This is a genomic window from Erwinia sp. S38, from assembly GCF_016624545.1.
GTDB classification, from domain to species: Bacteria; Pseudomonadota; Gammaproteobacteria; order Enterobacterales; family Enterobacteriaceae; genus Erwinia; species Erwinia coffeiphila.
In genome coordinates this window covers 14,869-32,594 of record NZ_JACVTS010000003.1, presented here as the reverse complement: position 1 = coordinate 32,594, position 17,726 = coordinate 14,869, and the positions used below count along the sequence as shown (strand labels likewise).

Below are 17,726 nucleotides of genomic sequence, written 5' to 3'. Positions count from 1 at the left end.
CGTGATTTCCCGCCCCGGCATCAACATCCGCGATCTGACCCTGCGCTTCGGCGACCGGGTTATCTTTGAGCGGCTGAACTTCCGCATTGAGGGCGGCACCTTCGTCGCTATGCTCGGCGCCAGCGGCGCGGGGAAAACCAGCCTGCTGAAGATTATCGCCGGGCTGGCTAAGGCAACGTCAGGTTCGGTCACCGCCAGCGACGGCCTGCCGGTGCCGGGGCGCATTGCCTATATGGGCCAGCGGGACCTGCTCTATCCGTGGCTGACGGTGCGGGAAAACATCACTCTCGGCCCTCGCCTGCGCGGGGAAAAAGCCGACCGCGCCTGGGCGGACCATCTGCTGGAACAGGTCGGGCTGAGCGGCCACGGCGACGCCCGCCCTGCCGCACTCTCCGGCGGGATGCGCCAGCGCGCGGCGATCGCCCGTACGCTGTACGAGCGCCAGCCGATTGTTTTAATGGATGAGCCGTTCTCGGCGCTGGATGCCATCACCCGCGCCACCATCCAGACCCTGGCGGCCGAGCTGCTGGCCGACCATACCGTGCTGTTGATCACCCACGATCCGATGGAGGCCTGCCGCCTCAGCCACCGGCTGCTGGTGCTGTCTCCGCATCCGGCCGGTATTGATGACAGTCATCATATCGGTGGCCTGCCGCCGCGCGCGCCGGATGATGCCGACCTGCTGAAGAGTCAGGCCGAGCTGCTGCAACAGCTGGTGAGGGCCGCAGAATGAGCCATCAACAGGATAGTCGTCTGGCTAAATGGGGCCGCGGGCTGACGGTGTTTATCGGTCTGGTGCTGCTGTGGTGGCTGGCTACACTGAGCAATATTCCGGCGTTTCTGCTGCCGACGCCCGCCGCCGTAGCGCAGGCACTGTGGGAGGGTCGCGGATTCCTGGCCTACCACTCGCTGGTAACAGCATCAGAGGTGGTCAGCGGCCTGCTGCTCGGGGTGCTGCTCGGCGCACTGCTGGCGCTGAGCATGGTGTATTCACCGCGCCTTCAGCGCTGGCTGATGCCGCTGGTGCTGACCAGCCAGGCGATCCCGGTGTTTGCCCTCGCCCCGCTGCTGGTGCTGTGGTTCGGCTTTGGCATGAGCGCCAAAGTGGCGATGGCGGTTCTGGTGATCTTCTTCCCCGTCACTTCGGCATTCTTTGATGGTCTGCGCCGGGTGAATAACGACTACCTCGATCTGGCCCGCACGATGGGGGCTTCCCCCTGGGCGCTGCTGCGCCACGTGCGGCTGATGGCGGCGCTGCCCGCCTTCGGCACCGGGCTGCGCATGGCGGCCGCCGTGGCCCCCATCGGGGCGATTATCGGCGAATGGGTCGGCTCGGCCGAAGGGCTGGGCTATCTGATGCTCAACGCTAATGCGCGGATGCAGACCGACCAGCTGTTCGCCGCGCTGTTTATTTTGATTCTGATGACGGTGCTGCTCTGGGTTGCCGTCGATAGCCTGCTGCGCCGCCTGATTAACTGGACGGCGGAATAACCACCTGCAAACGACATAACAAGGAATAACAGCAATGAAAAAGAACCTCTGCGCCCTGCTGCTGGGAACGGCCATCGCGGGCCACGCCGCCGCGGCGGAAAACGTCACGCTAATGCTGGACTGGTACGTTAACCCGGACCACGCGCCGATTATCGTTGCCGAGCAGATTGGCGCGTTTAAAGCCGAAGGGCTGGACGTGAAGATCGTGCCGCCGTCCGATCCTTCCCTGCCGCCGCGCCTGGTGGCCGCAAAGAAAGCCGATCTGGCTATCACCTATCAGCCGCAGCTGCACTTCTTCGCCGACCAGGGATTACCGCTGGTGCGCATCGGCACGCTGGTGAATACGCCCCTGAACACGGTGATGACGCTGGATAAAAACATTAAATCCCCGGCGGATCTGAAAGGCAAAAAAGTCGGCTTCTCGGTGACCGGCATTGAAGAGGCGACGCTGGGCACCATGCTCAAGCATGAGGGGATTTCCTCTGCCGATATCACCCCGGTTAACGTCAATTTCCAGCTGACCGGTGCGCTGCTGGCGGGCCAGGTGGATGCGGTGATCGGCGGCTATCGCAATATCGAGGCGCTGGAGCTGCAAATCCAGGGCAAAGATCCTAAGGTGTTTAAGGTGGAAGATTACGGCGTTCCGGCGTATGACGAGCTGGTGATTGTCGCTAACCGCGATGACGTCAATAAGCCGAAAATTGCCAAATTCCTCGCCGCGCTGAAGAAGGGTAACGACTATCTTCAGGCACACCCGCAGGAAACCTGGAAGGCCTTTGCCAGCAGCCACCCGGAGCTGAACACCGAGCTGAACCGCCAGGCGTGGCAGAAATCACTGCCGCTGTTCGCCAGCGATCCGGCGCATCTGGATACCGCCCGCTACCAGGCCTACGAGCAGTTCCTGTTTGATAATAAGCTGATTAAGAAAATCACCCCGGTGGCAGACTACGCGGTGGAAATTAAATAATCCGCACCCGCAGGCAAATCATGACTCGATATAGATAATGATAAGCATTATCATATAATTCACTTATCGCATTGCAGAGGTGGATTGTATGGATCGGACAGCGGAAACGCTCACCGCCGACTGTTGCATCGTCGGCGGTGGTCCTGCCGGTTTGATGCTCGGCTATTTACTGGCACGGGCAGGCGTGCAGGTTGTGGTTCTGGAAAAGTACGCCGACTTTTTACGCGATTTTCGCGGCGACACCATTCACCCCTCAACGCTACAGATCATGCATCACCTCGGGCTGCTTGAGGATCTGCTGAAGCTGCCCCACCAGCGCGCCGAAAAGCTACAGGCAGAGGTCGGCGGCGAAGAGGTGACGCTGGCTAACTTCACCCGCCTGCCGGTGAAGTGCAAATTTATCGCCTTTATGCCGCAGTGGGACTTCCTGAATTTTCTCGCCGAGCGCGCCAGCGCCCTTCCCGGTTTTACCCTTCTGCAATCCTGTGCCTTTGACGATCTGATTACTGCCGATGGCCGGGTATGCGGCGTGCGCGCGATTGCCAACGGCCAGACGCGTGAGGTTCGTGCCCGGCTGGTGGTCGGCTGCGACGGCCGCCACTCAAAGGTGCGGGAAAAAGCGCAGCTGAGCGGAAAATCGTTCGGCGCACCGCGCGACGTGGTCTGGTTCCGCCTGGATAAGCGCGAAGAGGACCCGCAGTGGGGGATGGGCCATAAGGGGCCGAAGCAGAATTTTATTATGATCGATCGCGGCAGCTTCTGGCAGTGCGGCTATTCCATTACCAAGGGCCAGTTTGGCGAGCTGGAGGCCGCCGGTATTGATGCCTTTAAGCAGCAGGTCGCCACGGTTTCCCCCTTCCCCGCCGACAGGCTGGCGGAGCTGGATCGCTGGAGCAAGCTGCGGCTGCTGGAGATCCGTATTGATCGGCTCGACAGCTGGGCGAAGGAGGGTCTGCTATGCATCGGCGACGCCGCGCACGCGATGTCGCCGATTGGCGGCGTGGGGGTGAATCTGGCGATCCAGGACGCGGTAGCCACCGCCAACCTGCTCACCCGCCCGCTGCTCAATGGCGAGGTCAGCCTGCACCAGCTGAATAAGGTGCAGCGCCGCCGCCAGTTCCCGACCTGCGCCACCCAGTTTATTCAGATTAAGATGAGCGGCAAAAAACGCGAGCCGGGCCAGACCAGCCCGCTGCCGCGCATCGTGAAGCGCTACCGCTTCCTGCCTTACGTTTTCGGCTGGATGATCGGTCTGGGCTTCCGCCGCGAGACGCCGCGCCGAGTCGGGAAGGCCTGACTGAAAGCCCGAATCACGCCTGCACGGACCTCAGCTTAAGATTCGCCACCGGGCCAGCGTTATCTGCACGCTGGCAAGGCGATTGCGATCTGAGAGGCTTCCCCGATCAGAAGCTGTACTCCAGTTTGAGGCTGGCGTCGTTGCGGTTGTAGGAGTAGATCCAGTCGGCGTTACTTTTCACCCGGTTGTGGCGCAGCGTCAGGCTGGGAACAAATCCGGCCAGCTCCCAGCGCGGCGCACGCAGAACCAGGGTATAGTTCTGCTCCTGGTCGCGCCGACGCACTTCAATCAGCGGGTTGTACAGCTCATAGTCACGCTGGCGGTACGAGGCGGAAAGCGTGCCGTCAAACCCGGCATCAAAGCGCAGCGAGGCCCCCAGCCGCACGCCCTTCTGCTGATATTCCGCCGTCGGGTCTTCGGCGTGGCTGTTGACGAAATCCAACCCGCCAAACACCGTCCAGCCCGGCGTCAGCTCGCGGAACCAGGTGCCGTACAGCGACTGCTGCGCCCCGTCAAAGTTGCGGGCGTAATCGGCGCGGCGATACTGCATATCCTTATAATCCGCCTCCAGCTTCACCAGCGAGACGGACGACAGCATATAGCTCCACTCGCCGTGCACGCCGGGCGCGCCGTACATCGCATCGTTGCCCCACTCGTAATATTCAAACGACGGGGCCAGCATCAGCTGCTGGCGCGCATCGCGATAGCTGTAGCCGCCCTGTATCGTCACGGTGGTTTCGTTAAATTCACCGTGATTGCGATACTGCGTGCCGTACAGCAGCGAGCGCAGATACACGCCGTGATGCCCTTTTATCGCCAGTCGGCGTTGAACGCTGAAGTCAAAATCGGTGCCGGTGGCTTTTAACGCCTCCGGCAGCGCGCGCTCGTAGTAGCAGAAACCGGTGCTGTCGCTAATCAGACAGGTGCGGCTGGCCGAGGTGCGGTTGACGTTGTCGCTCCAGCTGGGGCCGAAGGAGAACGAGCCGCTCCAGTCGCCGCGTTTTTCCAGCGCCTGCTGGTAGGCACCGATGGTTTTGCGCACCCCGGCGGTTTGCGGATCGCGGGCGTCGATAATCGCCAGCGCATCGGCAAAGGCTTCTTTCGCTTCACGCTCCTGCGCATCGTCAAACAGCGTTCTTGCCAGCTCCAGCCTGCCGAGAATAAAGTCCGGCTGCTGTGCCAGTAGCTTGCGGAATTCGGTAATCGCGGTGTCGTTATCGCCCATCACCCGCGCCAACATCCCTCGGGCATAGTGTTCCAGCAGCGGGTCGCGATCCGGCAGAGTCAGGTACTCCTGCAGGAAACGGTTGGCCGCCTGCCACTGCTGATACTGGAGTGAAAGATAGAGCGCCTGCCCCAGCGCGCTGGCGGTGTGCTCCACCTGGTAGGTCTGGCCGTCAATGGTCAGCGTGGGCCGCTGGCCGGTCGTCGTTTCGTCTTTCAATATTTCGCGCTCGCGTTCGGCCCCCTGGCGCTCAATGCTCATTTCAAGCATGCGCCGCGTATCTTCACGCTCCTGCGCCACCGCCGTGACGGTAACGGAGGCCATCAGCAGCGCAAGCAGGCTGAGTGCGGCGCGGCGCGGTGTAAAGTAGCGGGCAACGGGCAACTGAACGGTCGGCATAGATCATGATCCCTAAGGCAAACGGTGCCGCTCGGAACGGGCAGAGCGGACGCAAAAAAGAGCAAAGACCAGCGGCCTTTGCTCCCGGGAAGGCAGTGAATCAGACCCTCAGCGTCGTTCCCGCTGAGGGGTTGATCCCTGCACGTAAGGTGGTGAGATTCGCCACCGGATTAGTTCTTAGTACCGCCGAATGCGGTATCTTTGTTGCGATCGGCAAACTTAACGATACCGGCCACTGCGCTGGCGCCGGTGCCGAAGAATTTACCGTCCAGCGTACCGCCGGTGCCGGAAGCACTCAGCACGCCAACGCTGGTTGCTGCCAGACGCACGTCAGTACCGACGGTGCTGATGGTGCCGCCGGTGAAGTTGATGTCACCGGAAGAGCTGGCCACTTTGGTATTGAAGTTGGCGGTCAGCGTACTGGTTGGCAGCGTGCCGTTGAACTGATTGATCGACTTAATGGAGTAGCTGACCGGCGCAGCGGTTGGCAGCGTAGTGGCTACGTTACCGTTCTCACCCGCGTAGAAAACGGTATGGGTGCCGGCAGTTTTGGTACCGATAGCACCGGTTGTAGATTCGCCATCCCACTCGCCGAACCACACGTCCTGAGTACCGACTTTCGCGAAGGACCAGACGCCCAGCTTAGAGTGATCGGGACCAGGACCTGCAGGTCCTGGGGCAAGACCATCAGCAACCAGCTGGCGACCGCTGAACTTATAGGCACCACCCGACAGGTAGCTGGGATTGGCAAAGTGGGAGAACGTCGCTTTGGCACCGTACAATTGACCATCAACACCTGCTCCGGCCACCGGCGTCGTTCCGGTCGTCGCTCCCGCGCGAATACCTCCCGCTTCGGTGTAGCTCTGGTTGCTTAACACTGCAGCCTGAGCAACACCGGCTGCGCCGAACAGAGCAAGAGCGAGTACTGATTTCTTCATAATCTGATTCATTTCATTTTTCCTGAAAAGCATAGGTTAAAAGTGGAAATACATTGAATGAAAACACAAATGATTATCATTACTACTTATAGGTACAATCCTCCCTGACGTCGGGAGGATTTACTACTTACTCGTACTACTTACTTCGGGTACTGCTTTTACTCCCTCACACACCCTGTGTTCGGGTAAAACGACTGACAGCTGGCAGGCATCCCTTCCACCAGTAAAACAGCTAACTGACCACTTCAACGGCCTGGACGACTGTTCACTGCCTGAGTGGTTCTATGGCCTAACGCGCATAATAGTGCTCAACCAGCTCACGCACGCGGGCAAAGGCCTGCTGCGCACCGGCAATTGCGCGCGCTTCCCCGGCTTCGTCCAGCGGCAGCTGGTCCAGCGCGGCGGTAAAGGTACGCCAGTGGCGGCCTCGTCCTTCCGGCGCACCGGCAAGATGGCGCGCACCAAACTCGCCGGACAGCCCCAGCTTCTCCGCCTGTTTGATCAGGAAACCGGCGCCGATATTGGAGCCTTCCGCCACGTACAGCCAGCCCAGCGCACTGGCAATATCCGGGATTTCCGCCGTACTGAATGCCGTTGCGCTTTCCGGCTGCGGCAGTTCCTGCCCAAGGTCGGCCAGATCCTGGCCAATCAGCGGGAAGCGACGTCGCCCGGCTAAATCAGGCAGCAGCGGCTCCAACAGCACAGATTCATACAGCGCATCGATTTCACGATGAAACTGGTACTGCACCTTCACAAACAGACCGTAACGTTCGCGGCTGGCAAACGGATCGCCCGCCATAATGCGCTGATCCAGGCTGTCATGGCTGCTGGTAGTGGCCGCCTTCAGCCGCTGCGCGCGGGTCAGGTTTTCGGTTTGGGTACTCACATCGCTCATTGATTTTCTCCAATGCGCCTGCTCTGCGGCAGGCGGCATTTGTTTAACATCAGAATTTCAGCGTCACGCCACCGCGCACGGTACGGCCTGGCGCAGGGATCGGAATGGTGTTCAGCGCATCGACGTAGTAACGGTCGGTCAGGTTATCCACCGACAGATCGAAGGTGGCGTTCTGGTTTAGTTTGTAACTGGCGTAGAGATCGACCAGGGTGTAAGGCTTCCAGTCCGACGGCGCGATGGAGTACATACCTGAAACCTGCCCGAGCCCTTCGTCCGCACCCAGCCCCTCAACAAAACGGCTGCCGATGTAGCTAATACGTGTTCCTACAGTCAGATCGCTGTCCAGGAAGCGCGATCCCAGGTTTACCGTCACGGTATCTTTTGGCGGGACCTGCTGCTGCGCAAAGCTGTTGTAGAGGCCACCCGGCGCACAGCGGCTGGCGGCTGGATGTATTACGCCGTCTTTGGCGCAGAACATAATGTCGGTGTAGTGATTCCACGCCACGCTGCCGAACACCCGCCCGCTGTCATACTGTGCGGACAGCTCAATGCCACGCATTTCTGCATAGTCCAGATTCATGCGGCCCAGCTGGTAGTTTTCCCGTCCACTGGCCGTATAGCGTTTGATATTTCCGCGCGTGATGTAGTTGTCGATGTGGTTACTGAACCAGGCCCCGTGGAAACGCAGCTTATCATCCGGCAGGAACACGCCATCCATCAGATAGTTAACACCGAACTCAAGGCTCTTGTTGCGTTCAGGCGCCACCGGATTATCCGCAGTGGGTACCGAGAATGACGGACCGGTGATCGATTCAAAGATGCTTGGCGAACGCAGAACGCTGCCGTACTTACCATAAGCCTGGAAGCCATCCAGAGGCTCCACCATCAGACTGAAGATCGGTGACCAGCCGTGATCTTTGCGTGTAAATGGCGATTCAAGCGTCGGGCTGCGGTCAAAGCTTTCAAAGGTGGAATAGCGCAGGTTTCCGCTCAGGGTCACCCAGTCGAGCGGCTTCACTTCAAGAGTGCTGAATCCGCTGTACTCTTTGCGCCAGCCAAAACGCGATCCGGACATGGTCGCTTCATCCACGCCGTCAGGCAATCCCACGTTTTCACGGGTAAATGAACCGCCATACTGCCAGGTCACATCGGCAATATCGCTATAGAAACGTGAGGTGTTCGACGCGTTGCCGCCCCAGCGATTCGACGCCAGCCAGAAGTATTGCGGATACAGCGTGCCGGAGCTGTTGAATACAGAGTTAACGCGGTTGTCTACGTCGGAGTAGAAGGTATCGACCTTCACATCAATCAGGTTGCTGTCTTCCGGTTTCCAGCTGTAGCGACCGGTCCATGTTGCCAGATCGATGGTACTCAGCAATCCCTGATAGGGTTGCGAATTGAAGTAGCTCATCAGCTGCGAACCGAGAATATTGCCGTAGCGGGTCATATAGCGTGAGTAGCCCAGCTCAAACTTCTGGTTGTCCTGGAAACGGAAAGTGCCTTTCAGCAGCCATGACTCCGTATCGCGCGAGGTGTTTAATACCTCCTCGCCCGCACGGTATGCCGTCAGTGGATTACCGTCGGTGACGTTAACCTCACCGAATGGCCCGGTTGGGCCTGAAATCACCGCGTGAGCATCGTCTCCACCGCGTTTACCGGCGAAGTAGTTGCCGTTATAACGCTGGGCATAGGCGGCCAGCACATCCACCGCATCGGTGGTGCCAGCGATGGCGATGCTGCCGGAACCGCCGGTCGGCTTCAGCACCGACGGGCGATTTGTCCCGGATGAATCACCAAAACCGCTCGGGAACTCATCCCAGCTGTAATAGGTGCCGAGGTTGCTCAGGCCGCCGGTGGTGCCCGGCGACGGCGCGCTGCGGCTGTTGGTGTTAAAGTTACCTTTGAGACGCACGCCAAAATCGTGGCCCGGCAGCAGGATATCCTTCACGCCGATGGTACTCATTCGCACAATTCCGCCGACCGCGCCGGTAGAATCGGCCCCCATGCTGGCCCCTTTTTCAATATCAACCGAGCCGATAAAGTCCGGGTCGATATAGGTGCGCGCCGTGGAGCCGTTATAGCCCTGATAGACGGTGGTTTCCTGGCTGGCGCCGTCAACCAGCACCGGTACACGCCCCTGCCCCTGCAGGCCGCGAATGTTCACGTCCACCGCGCCGGAGTTGCGGCCGTCACCGTTCAGTACGCCCGGGATACCCGATAAAAAATCACCAACAGATGTGCCGCTAAAACGCTCAACCTGCTCGGCGGAGAGGTGGGCGCGAGAGCTGGCCCCCTGCCAGGGCGCATCGGCCGGATCGCTGCCCGCGCGGCTGGTGACGGTGATGGTGCCCAGCAGCAGCGAGTCGTCCGCCGCTGATGCAGACGCAGACGTGTTGGCCGCCGCACCGCCGTTAACCAGGGTTACGCTGTCGCTGTTCACAAACTGATATGAAAGCCCGGAGCCTTGTAAAATGCGGCCCAGCGCCGCTTCCGACGAGACGGCACCCTTGACGCCCGCCGACTGTTTGCCTGCGGCGAATTCCGGTGGATAGCTGACCTGCACGCCGGACTGGCGGCCAAACTCGGCGATAGCGCCGGAAAGGGAGCCAGCCGGAATATTGAAGGAGACCGGCGAAGTTTGCGCAAACGCACTTTGCTGCATCGACATCAGCGCCAGAGAAATTGCGCTGGTACGGAACACGGCTGCCACCAGCCACTTTTTGCCGTTGCGCGATTCCGCGCGTTTGCACTTCACAGACTTCATTTTAACTCCGCAGGTGTTATTAATCAGTACGCTGGCTTTGCGGATTCGTATCCGAGCCAGTTCTTACTTAATAAAACGAACGAGAGTTGAGATTTTTCTGAGAAATTTTAAATTTTTTTTCAGACTGCGGAAATAATGGTCAACCAGGGGGTGATTTCGCGCACTTTTCCGGCGTAGGGTTGGATCACCGCCGCCAGCGCACGCTGCGGATTGGCGAGGTTATACACGCCGCTGATACGCTGTTCGCCCAGCTCGCGGCTGGCAATCAGCACTTTACCCGGCACCCAGCGGGAAATGCGCGCTACCACGGCGGCCACCGTTTCACTTTCCGCCACCAGCATGCCGCTGCGCCAGGAGGCAAACTGCTGCGGATTGCGGGTGCCGCGTTCCACCAGACCGCCATTGCGATCCAGCGACAGCCAGCTGCCGGCGGTGACCGATTCGTTTAGCGACAGCGACAGGCCAGGAGTGGCGACGTCCACCGCGCCCTGTTCAACGGCAACGGTCAGCAGGTCGGCATCGCGGCTGAGGTCAAAAGCCCCTTTCTGCGTCACTACCTGCATGCCTTCCACCACCGCGTTAAACGGCCGACGGGCGTCGTCGGCAACGTTAAGCCAGGCCATTCCGTTCAGGAGTTCAATGCGGCGTTCATCGGCGGTGAAGCGGGAAGCAATGGCGCTGTTGGGGCCAAGAATAATTTCTGAACCGTCCTCCAGCGGAATTTGCTGGATTTCGCCGGTCGAGGTTAAATGACTGGCTTTCATCTGCAACAGAACGCCGGGTGCCAGCGCCAGGCCGATAGCGGCTGCCGCCACGGCAACGGAACCGCCCAGCACAAAGCGCCGACGAGAAATACCCACCGGCTGCGCAACGGTCTGGCTGCGGGCCTGAACCACCCTGCCGGTCATGCCGTGCAGATGAACGGCTTCGGCCCACACCGCCTCATGCTCTTTGCCGCGCGCGCGCCAGCGTTCGGCCAGTTCGCGCGCGGCCGGATTCCCCGGATCACCGTGCAGGCGAATAATCAGGTCGAAGGCTTCTTCAAACAGCTTTTCGTGTTGCGACATTTTCTCAGTCATTATTGGCAAATTCCGGCGGCTTTGCGGCAACGGGAATAAAAGGTAATTCAGATTATAGGGAATGACACGCGCTGTCGCTGTGCAAAGTCATCAGTGCTTCGCATCATCATCCAGCGTGGTGCGTAAATGCTGGTAGGCACGGCGGATCAGCGTCCAGGTATGGGACACCGATAAATCCAGTTCCTGTGCCACTTCAGCAATGGTCAACTCCCCTAAGCGATAGAGCTCAAAGGCACGCCGGGTCTGCTCCGGCAGCGCCGTCAGACCACGGTCAAGCACCGCCAGCTGCTGACGATCGGAGGTCACCCTTTCCGGATCGGGCGATTCATCCGGCAGCTCGCAGTAGGCCTCTTCCGACAGATAGTCGATCGAGGCGATTTTCTCACGGCGATAGAGATCCACCGAAAGACTACGCGCCACCATATGCAGATAGGCACGCGGATTATCATCCCGTTTTGGCGCTGCGGAGCCTAAAATCCGCAGAAACACATCCTGGGTTAAATCCGCAGCCACGTCGGGACCATGCCCGCGCTTCTGCAAAAAGCGTTGAATCTCCTGAGCATGCTTATTAAACAGGCTTTTCAGGTTCCACATCAACCAAACCTCGCAGTAACACTCTGGATAACAGCGATCTTTGCTGCAGTGCTGTGTTTCCCAGCAGGGATAGCCGCTAAACGCTAGCGCGGCCAAAGAGTTAACACGTTAACGTTTATCCAGCCGGGGCTTTATGCATCGGCCAAATCGCGATCCGCGCGCAGCAACGTCAACGAAGTGTGTTTAGAATATATAAAAACTGAAACAGATGGTAATGATTTTCATTTGTATTTTTATTAAGATTTTCGATAGCAAACCCTGATTTTTACGGGGATTTAACACTTTGACGGAGGAGGAATGTGAGAATCCGCCGGTTGCCCGACGGATTTCTGAAGCGGTGATTACTCTTCGATCGATGACAGCAGTGCGTTCTGGATAATGCGCTGGGCCTGCATCGCATCCTGGCGCGACTGCGCTTCCTGTAGTGCAGGAATATCCAGTTTATCCAGCGCGCGGTAAATGTGCTTGAGGAAACGAATCGACAGACGCGCGGCCTCAACGTTATCTTCACGGAACGGGAACTGATCCAGCTGCCAGACACCGTCCCAGTTGTTGATCTTCAGTACATAGAAGAACTCGAAAATCTCCGTCATATGCACGGTACCCACCACCAGATCATCGTCCCAGCCGCGCAGGTTGTCGTTAACGTCCATACCAAACAGACGACCGCGATCGATAATCAGCTGAGCGGAATCCGCCGGGGACTCGCCGCCGAACAGCGCGTGGCCGAAGTCCAGCAGGATACCAACGTTATCCAGACCGATATCCTCAATGCCCAGCAGGGTGCGCGCCGCCGAATCCCAGGTCATTTTCACGCGCGGCTCGCGCGGCTTGTATTCAATGGCAAATTTCACGTCCGGGTTGGCCGACGCCAGTTCGCGCATGCCGTCTACCGCCAGCTTCCACAGCTGCTTGTGATCCACCTGGAACGGGTAGTCCCAGCCGTCCTGGCCCGGCCAGACTTTGACGTAGCTGGCACCCAGCTCACGCACCACGTCCGCCGCTTCGTTCATCAGCTTCAGCGCTTCTGCACGCGCCACCGGGTCCGGGTTGGTAAAGGCCCCGCGCGACCATTTTCGCAGGTAGATCTCCGGGGTGATGCCGATCGCTTTGAGTCCGGCATCGGCCAGCGCCTCTTTCACCTGGCTGAGGGTTACACCCGGCGAGAACGGATACGGCACGTCAACATAGGAAAGATCGCCGACCTCTTTCGCCGCTTTGATCTGCTCAAGAGTACTCAACGCCGGGCCGTAGCCGTCTACCGCGTAACGGTCAACGTAATTAGCAAAGTGCCAGAGACCAGCGCCAAATTTTGGGTAGTTGTAGGTTGTCATAATGGGTCTTCTCCATGCTGAATATCACGCAGCCGGGGCTGCAAGGTTGTTAATTTATCTTACGGACGGTACACGTCAGGCCGTTCGCGTGGCTTCGGCTTCAACCAGCAGCGCCTTCTGCGCCACTACCGCCGCCTTTTGCTGCATGCGGCTCTGCATCTGGTCGATAATCACCGCAATGATGATTACGATGCCCTTAATCACCATCTGCCAGAATTCGCTGACGCCCATCATAATCAGGCCGTCAGCGAGGAAGCCGATAACAAACGCGCCGATCAGCGTGCCGAGGATGGTGCCGCGCCCGCCGGCCAGCGAGGTGCCACCCAGTACCACGGCGGCAATGGCGTTCATCTCAAAGGCGGTGCCGTTTGCCGGGTGGGCGGCCACCAGCTGCGAGGACACCACGATGCCCGCAATTGCCGCACAGAGGCCGGAGATGGCGTAAACAAAGATCTTCACCCGCTTTACCCGCACACCTGACAGTTCGGCGGCGCGCTCGTTATCGCCAATCGCATAGACCTGGCGGCCAAACGGCAGGCGGCGAGCGACGTACGCGATGACCAGTGCCAGCACAATCATCATCCAGATTGCCCACGGCAGGCCGAGGAAGTAGCCGGAGCCGATCTTGTCAAAGCCGGTATTGCCGAGCTGCGGATTGCCCTGTAGCCCGGGGAATGTTTCGCCTCCCGAGGTGAGCATTGCCGCCCCGCGCAGGATATACATAGTGCCCAGCGTGCAGATAAACGGCGCGACGTTATAGCGGGTGATGATCCAGCCGTTGGCCGCACCGATAAGCCCGCCGATCAGCAGCACCAGCGGCACCACCACCCAGACGCTGGGGAAAATCGCGATGCCGAAGGCGGGCAGCACGATGCCCTTGGTGATCAGCCAGCCCGCAATCATCCCGCACAGCCCCAGCGTGGCGCCGATCGACAGGTCAATCCCGGCGGTAATAATCACGAAGGTAATACCCAGCGCCAGGAAGGCGTTGATGGCGATATGTTTAATCATGATCACCATGCTGCCGACGGCGAGGAAGTCCGGCACGGTGATGGCGAAGAATCCAACGATTAAAATCAGGGCAATAAAGGTGCGCATTTTTAACAGCAGCAGGATCACTCCCTCCCGCGAGTTAAACGCTTTCATCGCAGGCGCCGACTGCGCTTTCCCGGAAAGTTGTGTCATGTTAAAACCCCTGTGCACTTGCTTTCACCAGCGCGGACTCTTCTGCCGCCGCGCGTGGAATATCGGCGGTCAGCTTGCCGCCGGACATCACCAGAATACGGTCAGAGACCGCCATAATTTCTTTCAGATCCGAGGTGGAAAACAGCACCGCGATCCCCTGCTCTGACAGCTTGACCATCATGCGGAACACGTCGGCCTTCGCCCCGATATCAATGCCCCGGCTGGGTTCATCCAGCAGCAGCAGGCGCGGGTTGGTCAGCAGCGAGCGGCCAATCACCACCTTCTGCTGGTTGCCGCCGCTCAGCGCGTTGATCGCCACCTCCGGCGAGGAGATTTTGATCGACAGATTGCTGACCGTGCTGCTGACCACCGCCATCTCCTGTTTGTGAGAGATGGAAAAACGGTGCTCCAGACGCTGCCACAGGCTGGCAATCGTCAGGTTGCTGGCTACCGATGAGATGGGGAAAATGCCGGTGCGCTTGCGGTCTTCCGGCACCAGACTCATGCCCATACGGATGCGGTCGGCGGTCGACAGTCGCTGCGGCACCGGTTTGCTGTCCAGCCACAGCTTGCCGAGATACGAAGGCTGGGTGCCAAGCAGGCATTCGAACAGCTCGGTGCGCCCCGCGCCCATCAGGCCATAAATACCGACGATTTCCCCGGCGCGAACGCTGAATGAGACGTCGTTAACCACGGCGTTACCGGCAGGGCCGACGCAGGTGATGTTTTCCGCTTCCAGCACCGTCGCGCCGAACTGGCGATCGGGGGTCAGGAAGCTGCTGACCGGCTCGCTACCGAGCATTTCACGGACGATCCACGGCACGTCAATCTCGCTAACCTGCGCTTCCGCCTGAAAGCGGCCGTCGCGCAGGATGGTGATGGTGTCACCAATCGCCATCAGCTCTTCCAGGCGGTGCGAGATATAGATAATCGACACCCCCTGACGGGTGAGTTCGCGGATCACCCGGAACAGGATCTCAACCTCGGTTTTACTCAGCGCCGAGGTCGGCTCGTCGAGGATCAGAATGTCGGTGTTTTCCGCCAGCGCCTTGGCGATCTCCACCAGCTGCTGCTGCCCCACTTTCAGATTAGCGACCAGCTCGCGTGGCGAAATCGCCTGATCGAGCCGCTGCATCAGCTCGGCGGTGCGCGCTTCCTGCGCTTTCTCATCGATCGGCTGCACGCCTTTTTGCAGCTCGCGGCCAAGGAAAATATTTTCCGCCACCGACAGGTTTTCAAACAGGTTCAGCTCCTGATGCACCATGCCAATCCCCAGCTTCGATGCCGCCCGAGTGCTGCTGAGCTGCACCTGCTTGCCGTTGAGCCAGATTTCACCGCTGGTCGGCTGCTGCACCCCGGCGAGGATTTTCATCAGCGTGGATTTACCCGCGCCGTTCTCGCCGATAATGACGTTGACCTTGCCGCGCCAGACGCGGTAGTCGACGTTGTCCAGCGCCAGCGTGCCGGGAAACAGCATCGACACCGCGCGGGTTTGCAGAATAATCGGATCGGTGTGGCTCATTACGGCTGCTCCTGCTTAATGACCACGGCAACCGCATCCTCTATCCGCTGCGGTTGCAGAGTCACGGCCAGCGTCAGCTGAACCGGTTTGCCGACCCAGCTGCCGTCGATCTTCGGCAGCTGCTGAACGTTTTGCTGGTTCAGCGCTTTGGTCAGCCTGGCGAACTGTACCTGGTTGGTGAATTCTTCAAATTTAAACCCGGCCGCATCGCGAATGGCGTTGCTGCGGATCACCGGCCCGATGGCGACCGGCACCGATTCGCCGTTAATCGTCACCGTCAGCAGGCGTTCACGCTCGGCGTCGTCGCTGACCGCAGTCACCGTTCCGGCAGCGTGCACAAAGACGCTGCTGCTGGTCTCCGCCTTCAGCTCGGCGCTTTTATTTTTCATGTCATTCCAGGTGAGGGCGCGATCCTGCGCCCCTTTCAGTACCCTGCTGTCCCAGTTCTCCTGCGCGATCTGCTGCGGGGTCTGACTGCTAAAGCTGGCTTTCGCTGCCGGGTCTTTTGGCAGGATGGGCTGACCGTTTTCATCAAGGTCGACCACCGTGCAGCCGCTGAGCAGCATACTGGCGCTCAGTAGAACGGCGAGCGGAAGTTTCGTCACCATCATCGGCTCCCGAATCAGTTAGAGAGATTAAAGGTTTTCAGCTTGCTGGCGTTGGCGTCATCAATCAGCACGCAGTCCATCAGCTGCTTCTCTTCTTTCTGCGCTTTGCCGTTCGTCAGGTAGTAATCGGCCTGCTCAACGGCCATCTGTGCCTGCGCCCAGCCCGGTTGCAGCACCGTCGCTTTGATGTTGCCTTTATTGATAATGGAGTCGCGCACGTAGTCACTGCCGTCAAAGCCCACCACCACGACGTGGGTTTTTCCGGCGGCTTTCAGCGCGGCTTCCGCACCCAGCGCCATGGTGTCGTTACCGGAGATCACGCCAACGATATTGGGATTTTTTTGTAAAATGGTTTCCATGCGGCTGAAGGCTTCGGTCTGGCTCCAGTTGGCGCTCTGCTGAGCCACCATTTTCATATCCGGGTAGTCATCGAGGATGTCGTGATAGCCCTGTGAGCGCACCCCGGCGTTGGTATCCGACTCTTTACCCAGCAGCTCAACGTATTCCCCTTTGCCGTTCAGCAGTTTGGCGAATTTTTCCGCCCCCAGCTGCGCGCCCTGATAGTTATTGGAAACAATCTGCGCCACCGCTACGCCGGATTTGTTGATTTCCCGGTCGATCAGGAAGGTAGGAATCCCGGCATCTTTCGCCTTCTGTACTGGCCCTACCGTCGCGTCCGCACCGGCGTTATCCAGCACAATCGCCTTTGCCTTGCGGCCAATGGCGGTTTCAATCAGCTGGTTCTGCTTGCTAACATCATCATCGTGCGATGCCACCAGCGTGGTGTAGCCCAGCGCCTTCGCTTTTTGCGATGCGCCGTCGGCTTCGGCTTTAAAGAATGGATTATCGTGGGACGGGGTGATGATGACGATCAACCCTTTATCCGCCGCGAAAGAGGCTGATGAGAGGGTCATGGCAGAAAGCAACAGTCCGGTAAGCAGGGTACGTTTCATCTTTTTTTATCTCCGCTATGAATAATTATTCGAGCATGATTTATTATTCAAACACTATTATTTATTGCGCCTTTTTTGTCCAAACAATCCGTACGGAAAAGCGAGCGGGATCACAATCTGCGTTTAAATTTATTACTCTCCAGTAAGTTTATTTAAATTTACGCTTACATTTCAATGCAATGAAGAAACTAGCAGAAGATAGCCGATGTGGTTTGATGGGGTTCTTCGTCGTTCGCGCTGGGCAAAGGCTCTCCAGAGGGTTGCAGGTAATCCATGAGGGCAGAAAGCTCCGGATGCGGACAAGCATGCAGGAGCCGGATATCGGGTAACGGATGCGAAATGCAGATGCCAGATCCCGAATTCGGGATTCCGGATACACCTGAAGACGAACACGAAGATGAAGGGGCTGGGCCGGTAAAAGTGTGAATTTTTTATAAAAAAGTTACAAAGTTTAGGTGCGGTTTAGATAAAAATG

General features: G+C 58.8%; 15 protein-coding genes. 4 read left to right on the top strand and 11 right to left on the bottom strand.

Features of this window, described 5'->3' with window-relative positions; translation table 11 throughout:
• Position 1 precedes the first annotated feature (1 nt).
• The 4 genes from IBT46_RS04565 (at position 2) to IBT46_RS04550 (ending at position 3,755) form a co-directional block, all read left to right on the top strand.
• Positions 2–733, top strand: a complete 732-nt coding sequence (locus IBT46_RS04565) for an ABC transporter ATP-binding protein (protein WP_370569385.1) — start codon at positions 2–4, stop codon at positions 731–733.
• The gene (locus tag IBT46_RS04560; RefSeq protein ID WP_105594296.1) at positions 730–1,491 is read left to right on the top strand and encodes an ABC transporter permease; all 762 of its coding nucleotides are present in this window, start codon (positions 730–732) and stop codon (positions 1,489–1,491) included. Before IBT46_RS04565 ends, IBT46_RS04560 begins: the two co-directional genes overlap by 4 nt.
• Positions 1,492–1,525: 34 nt before the next feature.
• The gene (locus IBT46_RS04555) at positions 1,526–2,458 is read left to right on the top strand and encodes an ABC transporter substrate-binding protein (RefSeq protein ID WP_200544429.1); all 933 of its coding nucleotides are present in this window, start codon (positions 1,526–1,528) and stop codon (positions 2,456–2,458) included.
• An 88-nt stretch (positions 2,459–2,546) separates the two neighbouring features.
• Positions 2,547–3,755, top strand: a complete 1,209-nt coding sequence (locus IBT46_RS04550) for an FAD-dependent oxidoreductase (RefSeq protein WP_200544427.1) — start codon at positions 2,547–2,549, stop codon at positions 3,753–3,755.
• A 106-nt stretch (positions 3,756–3,861) separates the two neighbouring features.
• Here IBT46_RS04550 and IBT46_RS04545 read toward each other — a convergent pair whose 3' ends face one another.
• The 11 genes from IBT46_RS04545 to IBT46_RS04495 form a co-directional block, all read right to left on the bottom strand.
• Entirely contained in the window at positions 3,862–5,379 is a 1,518-nt protein-coding gene (locus IBT46_RS04545; protein ID WP_200544426.1) for a surface lipoprotein assembly modifier, read from the bottom strand.
• Positions 5,380–5,549: 170 nt separating this feature from the next.
• On the bottom strand, positions 5,550–6,329 hold the full coding sequence (locus IBT46_RS04540) for a Slam-dependent surface lipoprotein (RefSeq protein WP_200544424.1): 780 nt from the start codon (positions 6,327–6,329) through the stop codon (positions 5,550–5,552).
• A 277-nt stretch (positions 6,330–6,606) separates the two neighbouring features.
• A complete protein-coding gene (locus tag IBT46_RS04535; protein ID WP_200544422.1) occupies positions 6,607–7,203 on the bottom strand; it encodes a biliverdin-producing heme oxygenase in 597 nt (198 codons plus the stop codon).
• Positions 7,204–7,261: 58 nt separating this feature from the next.
• On the bottom strand, positions 7,262–9,976 hold the full coding sequence (locus IBT46_RS04530) for a TonB-dependent receptor (protein WP_200544418.1): 2,715 nt from the start codon (positions 9,974–9,976) through the stop codon (positions 7,262–7,264).
• Between the two features lie 119 nt (positions 9,977–10,095).
• Complete coding sequence (locus IBT46_RS04525) at positions 10,096–11,043, bottom strand: FecR domain-containing protein (RefSeq protein ID WP_234479968.1); 948 nt, start codon at positions 11,041–11,043, stop codon at positions 10,096–10,098.
• Positions 11,044–11,145: 102 nt separating this feature from the next.
• A complete protein-coding gene (locus IBT46_RS04520) occupies positions 11,146–11,649 on the bottom strand; it encodes an RNA polymerase sigma factor (RefSeq protein WP_200544414.1) in 504 nt (167 codons plus the stop codon).
• Positions 11,650–11,990: 341 nt separating this feature from the next.
• Positions 11,991–12,983, bottom strand: coding sequence for a sugar phosphate isomerase/epimerase (locus IBT46_RS04515; RefSeq protein ID WP_105594288.1), 993 nt, complete (start codon positions 12,981–12,983; stop codon positions 11,991–11,993).
• Positions 12,984–13,058: 75 nt separating this feature from the next.
• Positions 13,059–14,168: an ABC transporter permease gene (locus tag IBT46_RS04510; RefSeq protein ID WP_200544412.1), complete on the bottom strand. Its 1,110-nt coding sequence runs from the start codon at positions 14,166–14,168 to the stop codon at positions 13,059–13,061.
• 1 nt (position 14,169) lies between these two features.
• The gene (locus tag IBT46_RS04505) at positions 14,170–15,690 is read right to left on the bottom strand and encodes a sugar ABC transporter ATP-binding protein (RefSeq protein ID WP_200544410.1); all 1,521 of its coding nucleotides are present in this window, start codon (positions 15,688–15,690) and stop codon (positions 14,170–14,172) included.
• The gene (locus IBT46_RS04500) at positions 15,690–16,298 is read right to left on the bottom strand and encodes a DUF2291 family protein (RefSeq protein ID WP_200544408.1); all 609 of its coding nucleotides are present in this window, start codon (positions 16,296–16,298) and stop codon (positions 15,690–15,692) included. Before IBT46_RS04500 ends, IBT46_RS04505 begins: the two co-directional genes overlap by 1 nt.
• A 14-nt stretch (positions 16,299–16,312) precedes the next feature.
• Positions 16,313–17,251: a D-ribose ABC transporter substrate-binding protein gene (locus IBT46_RS04495; protein WP_200544406.1), complete on the bottom strand. Its 939-nt coding sequence runs from the start codon at positions 17,249–17,251 to the stop codon at positions 16,313–16,315.
• Positions 17,252–17,726: the final 475 nt, after the last annotated feature.

Bases quoted from the DNA above. Each gene is read 5' to 3' on its own strand.
- IBT46_RS04500 (WP_200544408.1), bottom strand. From the start codon at position 16,298: ATGGTGACGAAACTTCCGCTCGCCGTTCTACTGAGCGCCAGTATGCTG.
- IBT46_RS04495 (WP_200544406.1), bottom strand. From the start codon at position 17,251: ATGAAACGTACCCTGCTTACCGGACTGTTGCTTTCTGCCATGACCCTC.
- IBT46_RS04530 (WP_200544418.1), bottom strand. From the start codon at position 9,976: ATGAAGTCTGTGAAGTGCAAACGCGCGGAATCGCGCAACGGCAAAAAG.
- IBT46_RS04525 (WP_234479968.1), bottom strand. From the start codon at position 11,043: ATGTCGCAACACGAAAAGCTGTTTGAAGAAGCCTTCGACCTGATTATT.
- IBT46_RS04520 (WP_200544414.1), bottom strand. From the start codon at position 11,649: ATGTGGAACCTGAAAAGCCTGTTTAATAAGCATGCTCAGGAGATTCAA.
- IBT46_RS04555 (WP_200544429.1), top strand. From the start codon at position 1,526: ATGAAAAAGAACCTCTGCGCCCTGCTGCTGGGAACGGCCATCGCGGGC.
- IBT46_RS04550 (WP_200544427.1), top strand. From the start codon at position 2,547: ATGGATCGGACAGCGGAAACGCTCACCGCCGACTGTTGCATCGTCGGC.
- IBT46_RS04560 (WP_105594296.1), top strand. From the start codon at position 730: ATGAGCCATCAACAGGATAGTCGTCTGGCTAAATGGGGCCGCGGGCTG.
- IBT46_RS04540 (WP_200544424.1), bottom strand. From the start codon at position 6,329: ATGAATCAGATTATGAAGAAATCAGTACTCGCTCTTGCTCTGTTCGGC.
- IBT46_RS04515 (WP_105594288.1), bottom strand. From the start codon at position 12,983: ATGACAACCTACAACTACCCAAAATTTGGCGCTGGTCTCTGGCACTTT.
- IBT46_RS04510 (WP_200544412.1), bottom strand. From the start codon at position 14,168: ATGACACAACTTTCCGGGAAAGCGCAGTCGGCGCCTGCGATGAAAGCG.
- IBT46_RS04545 (WP_200544426.1), bottom strand. From the start codon at position 5,379: ATGCCGACCGTTCAGTTGCCCGTTGCCCGCTACTTTACACCGCGCCGC.
- IBT46_RS04505 (WP_200544410.1), bottom strand. From the start codon at position 15,690: ATGAGCCACACCGATCCGATTATTCTGCAAACCCGCGCGGTGTCGATG.